The organism is Sphingomonas sp. M1-B02 (assembly GCF_026167525.1).
Lineage (GTDB): Bacteria > Pseudomonadota > Alphaproteobacteria > Sphingomonadales > Sphingomonadaceae > Sphingomonas.
Genome location: NZ_CP110679.1, coordinates 1,564,653 through 1,580,875, shown reverse-complemented (window position 1 = coordinate 1,580,875; position 16,223 = coordinate 1,564,653). Strand labels below are relative to the sequence as shown.

General features: G+C 62.5%; 10 protein-coding genes. 3 read left to right on the top strand and 7 right to left on the bottom strand.

The window, feature by feature from the left end:
• Positions 1-9: 9 nt before the first annotated feature.
• From kduI to OKW87_RS07655, 4 genes are all read right to left on the bottom strand, one after another.
• Positions 10-852, bottom strand: coding sequence for a 5-dehydro-4-deoxy-D-glucuronate isomerase (gene kduI, locus OKW87_RS07670; RefSeq protein WP_265543620.1), 843 nt, complete (start codon positions 850-852; stop codon positions 10-12).
• A 126-nt stretch (positions 853-978) separates the two neighbouring features.
• Positions 979-3,132 carry a hypothetical protein gene (locus OKW87_RS07665; RefSeq protein WP_265543618.1) on the bottom strand — a complete coding sequence of 718 codons (2,154 nt, stop codon included), beginning with the start codon at positions 3,130-3,132 and terminating at the stop codon, positions 979-981.
• A gap of 108 nt (positions 3,133-3,240) precedes the next feature.
• Entirely contained in the window at positions 3,241-5,934 is a 2,694-nt protein-coding gene (locus OKW87_RS07660; protein WP_265543616.1) for a TonB-dependent receptor, read from the bottom strand.
• 149 nt (positions 5,935-6,083) lie between these two features.
• On the bottom strand, positions 6,084-6,881 hold the full coding sequence (locus OKW87_RS07655; protein WP_265543614.1) for a FadR/GntR family transcriptional regulator: 798 nt from the start codon (positions 6,879-6,881) through the stop codon (positions 6,084-6,086).
• Positions 6,882-7,068: 187 nt separating this feature from the next.
• Between OKW87_RS07655 and OKW87_RS07650 the strand changes: the two genes are divergently transcribed.
• The 3 genes from OKW87_RS07650 (at position 7,069) to OKW87_RS07640 (ending at position 10,538) form a co-directional block, all read left to right on the top strand.
• Positions 7,069-8,019, top strand: coding sequence for a DUF4861 family protein (locus OKW87_RS07650; protein ID WP_322740338.1), 951 nt, complete (start codon positions 7,069-7,071; stop codon positions 8,017-8,019).
• A gap of 456 nt (positions 8,020-8,475) precedes the next feature.
• Positions 8,476-9,624, top strand: a complete 1,149-nt coding sequence (locus OKW87_RS07645) for a cellulase family glycosylhydrolase (RefSeq protein ID WP_265543613.1) — start codon at positions 8,476-8,478, stop codon at positions 9,622-9,624.
• The gene (locus OKW87_RS07640; RefSeq protein WP_265544040.1) at positions 9,624-10,538 is read left to right on the top strand and encodes a family 43 glycosylhydrolase; all 915 of its coding nucleotides are present in this window, start codon (positions 9,624-9,626) and stop codon (positions 10,536-10,538) included. Before OKW87_RS07645 ends, OKW87_RS07640 begins: the two co-directional genes overlap by 1 nt.
• A 5-nt stretch (positions 10,539-10,543) precedes the next feature.
• On the opposite strand, the gene OKW87_RS07635 is transcribed toward OKW87_RS07640, so the two are convergent.
• The 3 genes from OKW87_RS07635 to OKW87_RS07625 all read right to left on the bottom strand — a co-directional run bounded on the left by OKW87_RS07635 (position 10,544) and on the right by OKW87_RS07625 (position 16,063).
• Complete coding sequence (locus OKW87_RS07635; protein WP_265543611.1) at positions 10,544-11,293, bottom strand: FadR/GntR family transcriptional regulator; 750 nt, start codon at positions 11,291-11,293, stop codon at positions 10,544-10,546.
• A 436-nt stretch (positions 11,294-11,729) separates the two neighbouring features.
• On the bottom strand, positions 11,730-14,513 hold the full coding sequence (locus tag OKW87_RS07630) for a TonB-dependent receptor (protein ID WP_265543609.1): 2,784 nt from the start codon (positions 14,511-14,513) through the stop codon (positions 11,730-11,732).
• A gap of 107 nt (positions 14,514-14,620) precedes the next feature.
• A complete protein-coding gene (locus OKW87_RS07625) occupies positions 14,621-16,063 on the bottom strand; it encodes a sulfatase family protein (RefSeq protein ID WP_265543607.1) in 1,443 nt (480 codons plus the stop codon).
• Positions 16,064-16,223 lie beyond the last annotated feature (160 nt).

The following is a 16,223-nucleotide window of genomic DNA, read 5'->3' as shown; positions in this document are numbered from 1 at the left end:
GCGGAGCGTTCAGGCCAGCTGACAGATGTCGAGCACGTTCATATCGTCATAGTCCTGATTCTCGCCGGCCATGATCCAGATGAAGGCATAGGCGCTGGTGCCCACCCCCATGTGGATCGACCAGGGCGGCGAGATCACCGCTTCGCCTTCTGCCATGACGATGTGTCGGGTGGCGTCGCCTTCGCCCATGAAATGCATCACGCGCCCGGTCTCGGCATCGTCGAGATCGAAGTAGAAATAGATTTCGCTGCGGCGCTCATGGACGTGCGGCGGCATCGTGTTCCAGACGCTGCCGGGCTTTAGGATCGTCAGCCCCATCGCCAGTTGCGCGCTGTCACACACGCCGGGGATGATCAACTGGTGGATCGTGCGATCGTTGGCCTCTTCGCGGCTGCCGCGCTCGAGCATCCTGGCGCCGGCGAGCGAAAGCTGGCGCGTCTGGAAGGTGCGGTGCGCCGGCGACGACGCGAGATAGAAACGCGCGCCGTCGCCTGCAAAGCGGACATCGCGTGCGCCCATCGTGACGTAGAGGCTGTCCTTGGGGCCCAGCGCGAAGGCTTCGCCATCGACCGTGACGATGCCGGCGACGCTCGAGACGTTGACGATGCCCAGCTCGCGCCGCTCGAGGAAGGGGTGGCCCGCGGCCGATGCGGGCTCGGTCTGATCGGGCAGGCGAACGCTGCCAACCTCGACCATCACACCGCCGATCACCAGCCGATCGGCATGCGTGTAGTTGAGCACGCACTGGTTTGGACGGAACAAGTCGCGGATCAGGTAGCGGTCACGCAATTCGTCGTTGGAGACGCAGGCCATCATGTCCGGATGGGTGGCGTAATAGGTCCGATCGAACATCTTTACTCCGAAGCCGACGGGGCCCGACAAGCGTCAAGACACGGCCCCGAGTAGAGGAACAGCCGAGGGCGGCGTTCCACTCGCGAGGTCCGAAGATCTCGCGAGTGGCCGGCGCCCTTCAGGGTATCAGTTGGATTTCTGGAAGACCGGCGGAGTGTACGCGCCGCTGGTCGCGACGTCCCACACTTCGATCCGCGCCCATTTGCGGCCGCGCAGGTTGACGCGCTTCTCGATCGTGCGGGTGCCGAAGGGCGCGCCATCGCTCAGGTCGATGCGATCGCGATAGACTTTGTTGCCGTCGCCGCTGACGATCTCGGCGAAGGCGAGAGGGAAGGTCCACTCGATCTTGGCGCGGACCATGTTTTGGCCGAACGCGACTTCCTCGCCGCTCTTCGCGCCGTCGATCGTGAATTCGGGGATCAGAACTTCGCCGGTGGTGGTGAAGAACTTGCCCCCGCGCAGTGCGCCGAGCACCGACGACCAGCCATCGGCATAGCGCGGAAGCGGCCCATCAAGGCGGAGGTAATTGACGTTCATGTGTGCGTAGAGCTCGCTTTCGTCCGAGATCTGGAACACGTCGACTTCGCCGGGGGCGTATTTGCGTTCGGAAGGCTTGGCCGCCCAATTGTTCATGTCGTCGAGCGTATCGAGCACGCGCGACCCGAGGCGTGGCTGCGCATAGTCGGCGGGCATTGCCTTCCATGCGCCGCCCAGGAAGCGATCGCTCTTGAAGAAGGGCGTGTGCCGATGCGCGTCGGGGAAGCCGAACGAGCTCTTGATCCGCGGATGCGCGGTCCACATCAGCCCCTGCTCGGCCTCCATCAGCTTGAGGACGTCGTCCTCGGATCCGACATGATAGACCTTGCCGTGAACCGGATCATTTTCGACGAAGGGCTGCCCTTCCTTGCGGTCGAGCGTCCAGTTAACGGGCTTGGGAAAGAAGCTGATCCAGTGCCCGCCCAGATGGACGTTGGGCTCTTCGCCGGGGAGGAGCAGGAGGCGATCGTCGGAGAGGCGCGCGGTTTCCGCATGCATCGTCTTGAGCAGGGTCAGCCGGTCACCGGCGCGATCGAGCGATTCCTTCGACAGATGAAGTTCCGCCAGGTGGACGATCTCGACGTTCATGTCCTTGAAGCGCTTGATGAACGCGGGCGATTCCAGGCCGTCGGGCACGCCGGTCGACTGCTGGAAGCGCTGCCGGTTCAGAAACTCTTCGGTGTGCTCGACATGATAATGGCTGGTGAAGGTGCGGTGGCCGGCGAGCGGCTTGAAGCTGTCGTTGCGCGTATAGGCGAGGGCCGCCTGCGTCGTGGTCGCCGCGTCGCCGCCGTCGGGGAGATAGAAGACCCCCATGTCCTGCATGGTCCCCGGCGGGGCGTTGACCCAAGGCACGTAGCGACGATCGCCCTCCAGCGTCTGGCGCAGGCCGAAGCCGGTACGGCCGCGAAGCTCGCGATAGTCGCGACCGTACCAGGTCGAATTATCGTTGTTGGCGTAGTCGAGCGGATAATAGAATTGGTGCGGCGGTGGCACGATACCGAGCGCGCCGCCGTTGGTGCCCTCCGCGACGATCATCCGCGCGCGCACCTTGGGCGACGTTGCCGGGGTGCTCGATGCACCCGCTTCGCGGCGAACGATCTGGTTGGACATGTCGGTATAGGCGATCGACTTCCACGGCAGCGGCGCCGACGCCGCGGCAGTGAGGCCTGCGTCGAACGTATAGGCCGTCGCGCCGCGCTGGGTGGACATGACCATCGCCGCGCGGACGAGGCGTGAGCCCGGATAGATGGTGAACTGATAGGTGCCGGCGAAGGGCCCCGCGGTCGCGCCGCCGACGATCACCTTGGTATAGCCGCCCTCGGCGCGCACGCTGATGTCGCTGCGGGCCAGACGGAGCGGGAAGCTCTCAAACGAGCGGTTGCGGGGATTGTCGAAGAAGACCGTCCAGCCCTGCTTCAGATCGCGCGTGCCGACGGTGATGACGCCCGCCGGATCGACGTCGCCGAGCACGGTCTTTCCGGCGATCGAGATCGCGCGGACCAGGGGCTTTGCCGGATCGAGCGAGAGCGTCAACTGCGCACGCTCACCCTGTCCCGACGGCCAGTCGAGCGTCACCGAATCCTGCGCACGCGCGACGCGAACATCGCCCGGCAATGCCCGATCGGACTGGTTGAATACCGTTGCGGGGGTCTGGGCATAGGCCGCGTCGATCGCGGTCAGGCTGCCAGCCGCCAATATCGTCGCCAGTTGCAGCGCCCCGAGCATCCGTTTCTTGTTCAAGACCATCTCCTATGTCCGCCGATCCAGGTCGGCCTGTCCTTGTCCGCGGCCCGTGCTCTGCCCATCGGCTAATGGGTAGCGGCACGGGCCGGGCATGCGTCGATCCCCTCAGAAGTTGAAGCGGACCCCGAGCGAATAGGTCGTGTCGTCGTTACGTACTTCGCGAACGAAATCCTCGCGCGATTCGAAGTTCAGCGTCTTCTGGCCCGTTACGTTCGTGCCCGCCAGGCTGACCGTGATGTTGGGCGTCACGTCATAATTCAGTCCGAAGTCCAGGCGCCCCGCAGCACGAATGCCGTTGAGGCCCACCGGAATCGACGCCGGTCGGAGCGAAAGACCGTTCGTGATGTCGCCATCAAAATATTGCGAACGATAGGTGTAGATCGCCCGCGCCGAGATGCCGTACTTCTCGTAGATGACACCGGCGTTGAAGTTGTATTTGGAGACCCCGAGCAAGGGCAGGCCCTGAAGCCGGTCACCCGGCGTAGTCACTTCGCTGTCGATGATCGTGAAGTTGCCGATCAGTCCGACGCCGTTGAGCCCTTCCGGAAGGAAGTCGAGGAACAGCTGGCCACCCACTTCGACGCCCTTGATCGTCGCAGAGCCCAGGTTGCGGGGAGTCGAGATCACATATTGAAGATTGTCGATCGTGCGAGCCTCGGTCCCGGTGATCACGCGATCCTTGATGTTCCGATAGAATGCGACCGCCGAGACATAATTGCTGCGGCCAAAATAGTATTCGAGCGAGGCATCGAAGCTGTCGGCCTTCTGTGGCCGCAGGTCCGGATTCCCGCCCGATCCCGAATTCTGGATCGTGTTTACGTAGGACACGACGTAGCTGAGGCCCGGATTGAGCTGGCCGAAGCTAGGCCGCGAAAGGGTCTTCGAATAATTGAAGCGCGACTGGAGGCCGCCGCCGAATTTGATCCTGGCGCTGGCGTTGGGCAGCAAATCCGTGTCGCTGGTTTCGCGATTGACTACGACGACGCTCGACGTGCTCGTTGCCGGATCGGTAACACGGCCGGCGCCAACGATGGTGCGATTGGTGCGCGTCAGGCGTGCGCCGACCAGGCCGTCGACCGAGATCGTATCGCTCAGGGAGAAGCCATAGGCCGCTTGCACGAAGCCCGCATAATTCTTCTCCTGCGCCTCATAGTCGCGCGTCGGATCGAATGCCGGAGTGTTCGGCGAGACGCGGTATAGTGTCCGCAGCTGCCGCTTGATCGATTCCTGCAGCAGATATTCGGGGTCGATCTGCAAGTAGGACGCGCCGTCGTTCATCTGCGGAACACCGGGCGCCTGCACCAGGATGTCGGCCGGCAGCCCGGCGGTAGCCAGCGGCGTTGCGAAGGAACCCCCGGGGGCCTGCGGACCACCGAGATATTGCTCGAAGGTCGCCTTGCGACGGGCGAGGCGGACGCCTGCCTGGATATTGTCGAGGAAGCCGCCAATCTCATATTTCACGTCGCTCATGACCGCGAACAGCGTGCCGCGGCTGCGGTTGATGTCCTCGGTCATGCCGTTGAGGAATGCCAGCCCGGTGGGATCGTTGATGGTATTGCCAGGTGTCGTCGCCTGGACCGCGTGATTGACGTCGCGGACCTGTACGAGCTCGGGGATGCGCTTGCCGATGTCGATGCGGAAGCTGTTGTTCCGGTTGGTCGAGGCCTCATAGGAGACGTCGGTGTTCCAGGTGACGTTCCCGAACTCCTTGTTGAAGCCGGTCGCGATTACGTAGATGTCAGTCCGCGCCTTGTTGGCCACGGTGGCGGTGTAATATTCGACATTGCGCGCGGTGTAGCCGGTGGCGTTGCAAAGCGTCTGGCGAGTGCCGGTGGCGGAGAAATAGCCATCGTTGCCGACGTTGAACTCCTCGCACGTGTCGCCGGCCTGCGCTTCGAACGACGTGCCGGTGAAGGCGCGGAAGGTCGGGCGCGCCTGGAAGACGTTGCCGCGATATCCGGCGAAAAGCCCCTCGACGTAGATTTTGGTGGTCGTATCGGGCGCCCATTCGAGCGAGAAATTGGCCTGCGGGCGCTCATATTTGCCGAACTCAACGCCGGCCGCGAAGCCCGTCGGCGCATGGAGGTTGCGCGTCGAGCCCGCCGGGGCGTTGTTGGTGCTGCGGGTCCAGTCATTCCAGGCGATCGGTCGCGCATATTCGTTGCGCTGGTAGGAGAGGCCGACCATCGCCGCAATGTCGCCGATGCCGGTCGACCAGCGATCCGCCACTAGCAGGCTCACGGCCGGATTGAGCGTATTGTCGGACCCCGCCTCGACCATATAGGTCGCGCGCGCGCTCCCGGCGATCGTCAGCTCCTTGAAGTCGAGCGCGCGGCGCAGGCGCAGATTGACGCCGCCAGCGACACCGCCTTCGATCCGCTCCGCGGAGTTGGACTTGTAGACGTCGACGCCTGCCAGCGCCTCGGCGGGGAGATCCTGGAACGAGAAGCCGCGGCCGACGCCGGTGAAAATCTCGCGCCCGTTCAGCGTCGTGATGATATCGTCGAGGCCGCGGATGCGCGCGCCGACGATCTCGTTATTGCCGCCGACCACGACCTGAACGCCGGGAACGCGCTGAAGCGCGGCTGCGGTGGTCACGTCGGGGAGCTTGCCGATGTCCTCGGCCACGATCGAATCGACCACGGCGGTCGATTCGCGCTTGATCTCGGCGGCGCGGGCGAGGCTCTGGCGGATCCCGGTGACGACGATGTCGTCCTGCGCTGGCTGATCCGCGGTTGCTTGTTCGGTCAGTGGCTCAGCCGCCGGGGCAGTTTGCGCCGCAGCCTGTCCGATTGTCATTGGCGCGCTGCCGATAAGTGCAATCAGCGCCGCTGAGTCGCGAAGACGTACCTTCAATGATCCTCTCCCTGTAAGATGTCATACAAATTTTCGACCGGTTCATTCTGTTCTGCCGGCCGGTTTTTCGGCGCCTGATTTTGCTCAGCCGCCTAAGTTGCGTTGGTGGTCTGGCGGGCTCCGAAGGCACTGCTCGCCGACATGAAATCGTGCAATTCGCGGTGCCGCTTCAGGCTTCCGCTCATGTGCGCATGCGCAGCTTTTCGGGCGCGATCGCGATCGCTCCGGATGATCGCCTCCAGTATTGCCTCATGCTCGGTGCTGATCACGGCCTTGTAACTATCCCCGACATAGGCCTGGCCCTGGCGCAGATAGAGCGAGCGCGGCGGCACCAGCCGGACGCCCAGGAAGTCGATCAGCTTCGCATAATAAGTATTCTTGCTCGCGCGCGCGATGACGCTGTGGAACTCGACATCGGCCTTGACCGAATCCTCCAGGCCCACTTCCGATTCGGCCAAGATCTTGAGTTGCTGGCGCATATTCATGAGATCCAGCTCGCTGCGCCGCTCGGCTGCGAGCGCGGCCATCTCGGTTTCGACGCAGAGGCGGAGCTCGAGCAACTGGATCACGTCGCTGAGATTCTCGACCTCGTCACGGGTGACCTGGAACGCCTGATAGCGTGCGGTGTCGCTGACGAAGAGCCCCTTGCCCTGCCGGGCTTCGACCAGACCTTCGGCGGCTAGGCGTGCGACGGCTTCGCGGATCACCGTCCGGCTGACGCCCAGTATTTCGACGAACACCCCCTCTGTCGGGAGCTGCGATCCGGGCCGATGCGCGCCCGAGAGGATGCTGTTGCGAATATGCTCGCACGCCGCCGCGACCAGCGACGGGCGACGTTTGCGGTGCGACGGGCGTTCGTCGTCGGCGGCGTCGATGCCGGCTTGCCCCATGTCCACTCTCCCACGCCGGCGCATTGGCGCGCCGTGCCTGTCCAATGTACCCATTCTGAGTCATATGACAACTTAAATAAATTCAGTTTCTAATGGTATTCGCAAAATGGCTAGGCGGAGGCTCCGTGCGAAGGCATGGTGGCCGCATTCGCCGACTCGTCCGAAGCCGGCTGAACAGGAGAGGTCGATGCTGAATTTGATGGCTCGTGCGAGCCTTGCGGCGCTGTTGACATTGCTGGGCACCGCCGCGGCGCTGCCTTGTTCGGCCCAGGTCGCCGAGACGCCGGTTATGCCCGCCGTCGCGGGCTCGTTGCCCCCGCCGCCCAGCCGCGAGCCCCAGGCGGCCGTGGTCCTCGCCGACTATCGCTATGATGATTTGCTGTGGGAGAATGACCGCACTGCGCATCGCATCTACGCCCACGCGCTGGAAGCAGCGGAACCGCCCTCGGGTTCGGGCATAGATTCGTGGGGCAAGAATGTTGCATGGCCCTTCGCCGATCGACAACTGCGCAGCGGCGATCAGCACAGTTATCGCGGCGAGGGTCTCGATTTCTACAATGTCGGCGCCACGCGCGGTGCCGGGGGTCTCGGCATCTGGCACGACAACAAGCTGTGGACGTCGCGCAACTATGTTCGCCATCGCATCCTGTCCGGCAGCGGAAAAGCGGCGGACTTCACCGTCGATTATGCGCCCTGGCCGGTCGATGTGGGCCGCAAAGTCTGGGAGACACGGCGCTTCACGCTCCCGCTCGGCACCCATTTCACGCGGATGGTCTCGACCATTTCGTCCGATCGCGCGGAGCAGTTGCTTGTCGGCATCGGAATCGGCAAGCGGACGACCGGGCAGGGGGCCGGCGAGGTCAGCGTCGATCGTGCCAAGGGCTTGCTCTCCTGGTGGGGACCGGAGGATGGCGACCATGGCCGGATGGCAATCGCGATCCGAGTCGATCCCGCCGCGATCGCCGAGGTGCGCGCAGACGCCGACAATCATCTAATCCTGCTGCGCGTCACGCCGGGCAGGCCCTTCGTATATTATTCGGGCTCTGCCTGGCAAAAGGGCACAGGTGGTTTCCGCACGCGTCAGCAGTGGGATGCCTATGCCGGCGGCGAGAAGCTGGACTTCGCAATCCCCAAATGAAGTGAAACCACAGGGCAAGGCTCCGCTACCGTCCGCGGTTACGGGTCGCTGGCTATTATACGATATATATGCTTTCTATCTCGTCCGCACGGCGATACAGTTGGCATAACGCGGACCGCCAAGATCGATAAACGATGGCGAGGGGAGGGTGGACGATGAGAAGGATGGGCCGCAGCGCGGTGAACTTCTATCCAGGCGGGATTTCGCGATGGAAGCGAAATAGTGCTGGGCATCGATCTGCTTTCGCACGTCGGACTTCTACCGCGAACAGGTTCGGTTGGCCAAGTATCGCAACCGCGGATGCGGGGCGAGGCTGTTTGCGATTACCATGGCCTGCGGCAAGTCCCCTCAGAGGAGAATCGCACGTCTGCATCGACGCTCATTATCGACGCACCCTAGGAATCAGAATCGGCGCCAGCGTGATCGCGGCCCGCCGCCAATACGGGATACTATAACATGATCCGTCGCACTTTCCTTTTTTCGTTCGCTGCCGTCACGCTGGTCATCGGCGCAACGCCTGACGCCGAAGCGCGAGATGCCTGGACCAAGCAACAGGCGAACGATTGGTACGAACGGCAGCCCTGGATGGTTGGCGCCAATTATGCTCCGCGCACTGCGATCAACCAGTTTGAGATGTGGCAGGCGGATACTTTCGATGTCGCAACGATCGACCAGGAACTCGCCTGGGCGAACTCCATCGGCATGAACGTCATGCGGGTCTATCTTCACAACATTCTGTGGGAAGAAGACCCGCAGGGTCTGAAGCGCCGCATGGATCAGTTCCTCACGATCGCGGACAAGCATAAAGTCCGCATCATGTTCGTGCTTTTCGACAGCTGCTGGGATCCGGACCCTGTCTCCGGCAAGCAGCGGCCGCCGATTCCGGGGGTGCACAATTCGGGCTGGATGCAGGCCCCCGGCGCCGCCCGCCTCGCCGACAAGAAGCAGTATGACAAGCTTATCGCATATACCAAAGACGTGGTCGGTCATTTCAAGAACGACCGCCGTATCGTTGCTTGGGATGTGTGGAACGAGCCCAATAATGGCGGGGGTGGCAATTATAAGCCGACTCCCAGAAAGAAGGAGCTCGTTGCGGGCCTGCTTGGCCAGGTTTTCGACGCCGCGTACGGCGCGGATCCGGTCCAGCCGCTGACCAGCGGCCTGTGGATCGGCGAAAATTGGGACAAGCGGGACACGCTGGATGCCGTCGAACGGATCCAGGTGGACCGCTCCGAGGTGATGAGCTTCCACGACTATAACTGGCCGGAACAGTTCGAGAAGCGCGCGAAGCAGATGCTCAGCTACGGGCGCCCTGTATTCTGCACCGAATATATGGCGCGTGGTAACGGATCGACCTTCGACGGCTCACTGCCGCTGGGCAAGAAGCATAATATCGCGATGATCAATTGGGGGTTTGTGGACGGCAAATCGCAGACGCGTTTGCCTTGGGACAGCTGGAAGAAGCCCTATACCTATGACGAGCCGACAATCTGGTTTCACGAAGTATTTCGGGCAGATGGCAAGCCCTATCGTCAGACCGAGGTCGACTTGATCCGGCGCCTTGCATCAGCGCCCAAGGGCGTGGTCCCAGCCACGGGCAAGTGATGCGGATTGTTGGCTTTGCGACCCTGCTGGCGATCGTTCCGCTGGCAGGGTCGGCGCAGGACGCGAATTCGGTTTTCGCCGGAGCCGACCCCGATCTGGAATATGCCGAAAACCGCTACTGGGTCTACCCGACGGGAGGCGGCGGCCTTTGGGCATGGTCGTCGACCGACAAGGTGCACTGGGTCAGGCAGGACCTGCTGCTCGATCTCCAGAACATTCGATGGGCCGCGGACGATGGTGCCGCACGCCATCATCTCTGGGCACCCGACATGGTCCGCGCCAACGGCCGCTGGTACTTCTATTTCTCGATAGGGCCCCAAAATCCGACGCCGAGTCGCCTCGGCGTCGCGACCTGCAAAGGCCCCTCCGGTCCCTGCGCCGATAGCGGCAAGCCACTCTTCACGGGGGGTAACGGCTTCGAAGCGATCGACCCTGCGGTCTTCATAGATCCAAAGAGCAGGATCCCCTATCTCTATGCAGGCGGCAGCGCCGGAGCGAAGTTGCGCGTGTGGGTGTTGAAACCCGACATGGTGACGATCGAGCGCGAAGTGAGCGTTGTCCAGCCGCGCAACTTCACCGAAGGCGCCTTCATGCACGAGCGCCGCGGTGTCTATTACCTCTCATATTCGGCCGGCAGGTGGAACGACGCCTCTTATCAGGTTCACTATTCCACAGCACCATCCCCGACGGGGCCGTGGCGCTACCGCGGTACTATACTGCAGAGTGACCGGACTCATAAGGGACCTGGCCATCACAGCTTCCTCCGCGATCCTGCCGGGGGCAATTGGCTTATCGCCTATCATCGCTGGGAAGGGCAGTCCGGAGAGGGCCCGTATAAGGGCAGCCGGCGCGTCGTGATCGACAAGATCGGCTATCGAAGGGACGGATCGATTCTTCCAATCCGGATGAAGTGAACCGGTTACTGCGACGCGTCGATCGTTGCCAACTCGACTTGTTCCATCAGCGCCAGCACGTCGCCGATCAGTGCCAGCATCGCGCCACGCGCCGCACCGGGATCGCGTGCCACGATCGCGTCGCGCACCGCGGTATGATCGGCGATGTTCGCTGTCCGCCCCTTGATCCGGTTCGTAAAGCGGATCGACGTGCGCAATGCCGTTCCCACGACATCCCGGAACTGCGCATAGAAGGGATTGCCGGAGGCGCGCAGTATGGCGACGTGGAACGCGATGTCGGCTTCCAAAGGCTCCCCATGGCCCTGTTCCGCCTCATTCATCTGCCGGAGCCCCTCGGAAATACGCTTCAAGTCTGCCGGCGTCGCGAATTGCGCTGCAAGGGCTGCTGCCTCCGGCTCTATCGCTACCCGAAGTTGGTTGAACTGGCGCAGAAGATCTACCGAGAACCGCCGCTCAAGGAGCCAGCGCAGCACGTCGGTGTCGAACAAGTTCCATGAAGTCGCCGGTTGCACAACCGTCCCTTGACGCGGCCTTGCGCTCAGCAACCCCTTCGCGGTTAGCATCTTTACTGCCTCACGCGTCACCGAGCGGCTGACGCCGTGCTGCTTCGCAAGCTCAGCCTCAGTCGGAAAGGCTGCGCGCTCATAATGCCCAGTAACGATAGCCCGGCCGACCATATCAAGCATTCCGTAGGTGAGGTTGCGACCCAGTTGCGACGGGGGGTCCCCGACCAAGCTTGGATAGTTGATGTTCATCGCGCTGCCTCTAACCCTCCAAACTTTTCGAATGTCAGAACGCCTTCCCAACAATTGGAAATTGTTAGCGAAGTTGGCCTGTCGATCAAGTCCAATTAATATGACAAGAACGCCGCTTCGTATTGATGCAAGTTCTGGTTTGCTCCACTAGCGCAGCCTCTTCACGGCGAGACACTGGTGGACGGCCTGCGATCGTGACGCCGGGGGCCCTGACCGAGCGGCCAGGCGCGATCCTGCAACGGCGAAGCGAGCTTGCTTAGCGGGCCTGATCGGGGAGCTTGACCTCGCTTCCGAGGCACGAGAGTGGCATGCCAACCGCATGCGGGCCGATGTCGCCGGCCGCGCGCGCGCTCCGCGCCCCGGCGTTCCACCTAAGTTTTGCCTCACTCCTTGCAGGCGGAAAAGCCGACACATTTTTCCGCCTGCAAAGCCGGCTTCAGAACCGGACGCGCGTTCCAATCGTGTACACCGTCTCGTCGCCGTAGAGCGCGTAGTTGAGATACTCCTCGCCGCGATACAGGGAAGTCTTGTTACGCAGAATGTTGGTGCCCCCCACGTCGAGCCTGAATGAATCGGTGATGTCATAGCCGATGCTGAAATCCAGCCGGCCGGCGGGGCGGGCATAAGCGAGCAATGTCGGCGTGAATACTTCGTTGACGCGCGCGCTGTCGATCGGACGGAGCTGTACGCCGCCGCTATTATCCTCATTATAATAGCTGGAGCGATAGGTGTAGATCAGCCGGGCGCTAAGGCCCTGCTTGTCGTAGAGAAGTCCGGCGGTGTAATTATATTTCGAGACGCCGAGCAGCGGGTTGCCCGCGAGCGGATCGTTGCCGGTAATGTTCGAATCGACCAGCGTGAAGGCGCCCTGCACGCCTAGCCCGGAAAGCGCGCCGGGCAGGAAATCGAAGAAATATTGACCACTTGCCTCAAGACCTTTGAGGTTCACCGAGCCGACATTCCGCGGGCTGCTGATCAGATAATTCAGTCCATCGATCGTTTCTTGCGTCGCCGAATTTACAACTCGATCCTTAATCGAACGATAGAAGCCGGTGAAAGCAAGGTAGCCGCTCCCGAAATAGTATTCGGCGGTGGCATCGAAGCTGTCGGACTTTTGCGGCTTCAGGTCCGGATTGCCGCGCGAGCCCGTGTTGAGCAGGAAGACGTTGCCGACCAGGGTCAGCGCCTCCGCCGGATTGAGCGAGGCGAAGTCCGGCCGGCGGATCGTGCGCGAATATGACAATCGCGTCTGGAACCCGCCCGGGAATTGCAGGCGGGCAGTCGCATTGGGCAGGAAATCGGTATCGGACGTATCGGCGCCGATCGGCACGATACCGGCAGTGGTCCGGGTCGATCCGTCGATGCTGCGGTCGGTTTTGGTGACGCGCGTGCCGACGACGCCATCGAGCGTAAGCGCGCCGATCGGGACTTCATACTTGGCCTGGACATAGGCACTGTAGATATTCTCCAGCGCGTTGAACTCCTTAGTGGGGTCATAGTCCGGCTGGCGCAGGGGCAGGCGGAACAGCGCGCGCAGCTCGTTACGGCCCTCCTCCGATCGCAGATATTCGGGATTCACCCCCAGGAATTCCTGGCCGCCATTGATGCGCGGGGCATAACCGATCGTGCTGATGAAGTTCGGCGACAGTCCGAGCGAGGATACCAATCGAGCGGTAGATTCGGTGGCGGTGCCGATATTGCCGAAGCCGATCGACTGGACGGTATTGGTCTGCTGGACATTCCGCAGCCGCGCCTCGCGCTTGGCGAAGCGGACGCCAACCTGCAGCTCTTTCAGAAATCCGCCGACTTCATAGCCGCCGTCGAGACGCGCTTGGAAGAGCGAGCCCCGGCCATCAGTGAAGTTCTGGTTGATCGAATTGCGAAGCGACAGGTTGGCCGAGCTGAGCGGACGGGCGGGATCCAGGGTGATGCGCGGACCGTTTTCGTCGTCGGTTTCGAGCAGCATCGTGGGCACGCGCTGGCCGACCTCGGCATTGAAATTTTCGGTAAAGGCGTTTGACGTCTGATAGGCGACGTCCACCGTCGCCTTGGCGGGCCCTTCTTCGAACTTGAAGCCTCCGGCGACCATCTTGTTGCGCTGAGTAACCTGATTGGAGGAGGAATTCTGGTTCACGACGATGTTGTTGAACCGCGCACTTTTGATGTTGCACAGATTCTTGACGGTGAACGGCTGCAGCGACTGCGTTCCGTTGGCATTGTTGACGGTGGTGGGGTTGGTGCCCCCGGCGTTGACGCGCGTGTCGAAGCATTGATCGCTTGCGGGCACGACGTCGGTCATCGTCGTGCCGTTGGTGAAGGGCTGGGGGTTGAACCCCGCAAAGCCGGTCGTGCTGCGGAAATAGGTGTACAACCCTTCAACATAGGCCTCGACTGAAGGCGCGACTTGCCACTGCAGCGCGCCGTTGACCTGCCAGCGCGTGACTGTGCCGACGTCGGGCATGTTCTGGATGACCTGGGGGATCAGATATCCGGGATTGTTGAGCGGAGCGCTGCCCGAATCGCGCCGTTCGGTCATGTTGCTGGCGCTGCGGATCGTATCGGTCTGCGCATAGGTGGCATTGATGAGCACGCCGATCTCGCCCGCTCCGGTGTTCACGCGCGTCGTCGCGAGCGCGCCGAATTGCGGATTGCTGGCATCGACGGTCAGGCCGTAATTCTGGCGAGCAGTGAGCACGACGGTCGGCTCGCGGAAGCTGAACGGGCGATTGAGCCGCAGGTCGATCGCGCCGGCGACGCCGCCTTCGATCTGGTCGGCGGTCTGCGACTTGAACGCGTCGATCCGCGCCAGCGCTTCGGCGGGCACATCCTGCAGGTCGAAACCACGCCCGGTGGTGGTGATGACCTCCCGCCCGTTCACCGTCGTCAGGATATCGGTCAGGCCGCGGATCCGCACGCCCGACAATTCATTGTTGCGGTCGTTCTGCACCTGAATGCCGGGCACGCGCTGCAGCGCCGCGGCTACGGTGGGATCGGGCAGCTTGCCGATATCGGTGGCGACGATCGAGTCGACGACCTGGACTGATTCGCGCTTCACTTCGGCGGCGCGCTCGAGCGACTGGCGAACCCCGCTCACGACGATATCGCCACCATCGCTATCATCGGCTGCCGGGGGTTCCTGCGGCGATGCCTGCTCGGTGCCCGGGTTGGCGGGGGTGGTCACCTGCGCCCAGGCAGGCGCCCCAATCGAGAGGGCTGCCAACGAAGCGGCACACAACAAGCCAGTACGCATCTCATTCTCCCTAGTTCGCGCAGTGCGCTTTATGTTTTTGAAAGCTTTCAACGGGGCTCTTGCTGCCCCGGCCGGCGTCAACCCGTCGGTTTCGCCGTTGGATCGGGGAGGCCATAAAGCGGCCCCTCCTCGAAGTGCGGCGACCCCTCGACCGCATTGGTATCACCCTGCTTCTCGCGCCAGGCGGTCAGCTTGGTGCGAAGCGACCCGAGCAGCTTGGCATGGTGCGGATCGGCGGCCAGGTTGCGCTGCTCGTTCGGATCGGCGCGCAGATCGTACAGCTCTTCCGCCGGGCGGCGATAATAGCTGTCGACGATTGCCTTCGCGGCGGGATCGCGCTGCGCGGCCTCGCGCCAGGACGGGAAATATTTGCCCGAATCGACGCGCTTCACCCACTGGTCGATATGCGTCGTGTAGACATAATTGGGGTTCAGGTTGCGGATATATTTCCAGCGATCGGTCCGCACGCTGCGCATCGGATAGACGTTGACGTTGCCGTCATTATTGTGGGTCGTATAGATCTCGGTACGGCCCTTATAGCGGGCCGGCTGGCGAAGGAGCGGGGCGAACGACCGGCCATCGATCGTCGGCGATGGCTTGCCGCCGCCCAGATCGACCAGCGTCGGCAGGATATCGACCCAGCTGACCATCGCGTCGGTGCGCTGGCCCGGCTCTACCTTGCCCGCCCAGCGAACGATCATCGGCACGCGGGTGCCGGTGTCGTAGAGGTTCCACTTGCCGAACGGCCACTGCGCGCCATGATCGGAGGTGAACAGGACGACGCTGTTCTTGCCGAGGACCTGATCGACAGTGTCGAGCGTCTCACCCACCTCTTTGTCGAGCCGGCCGATCGCTGCATAATAGCGTGCGCGAGATTCGCGCGTTTCGGGCGTGTCGACGGTTTTGGGCGGTAGTTTCAGCGCGGCCGGATCATATCCTTCGGTCGAGACCGGCCAGGGCACGTGCGGCCAGTTGCTGCCGACGAAGATTGCGAGCGGGCGCTTGTCCTTGCGCGCCTTGAGCCATTTGATCGCGGAGGGGATGCCCTCGGGATCGTGAAATTTGTCGTGCTCGAAATGGTCGAAACCATACAAAGCGGTCTGCTGGTAATGTGCGACCTTGCCGAACGCGACGACCTGATAGCCGAGCGCCTGGAGGTAGGAAGGCAGCTTGCGCACGTCCTGGCGCGGCGGCTTCTGGTTGGATACGGCGCCGTTTCGCGCGGGCATCAGCCCGGTCAGCAGCGCCGCGCGACTGGGGGCGCAGGCGGGCGAGGCCACGAAGGCGCGATCGAAGGTAATGCCGCTTGCGGAGAGCTTCGCAATGTTGGGTGCGCGCGCATTGACGTCGCCCCAGGGCGCGGCGTCCATCCCGAGATCGTCGGCGAGGAAGACCACCAGATTGGGGGGCGTCGGGGCTTCGCGCTGTTCGTTCTTGTCCCGCGCAAGAGCGCCGGTCTGGCTCAGTGCGACCAGCGATGTCGTCGCGATCGCGCAGCGAAGGATGTAACGCAACTGCATGGAATGCCTCCCCGTTCTTCCGGAGCCGTTTGCCGGCTCTCGTAACGCAGGCGTAGCAAACATTATTTATCACATCAATGTGATTTTGAGTGTTTGACAGCAGTAGGGATGGCCTTTAGTCGGTTTGATTATAAGATAAATAGGTTCTCGTTTCTTCGAG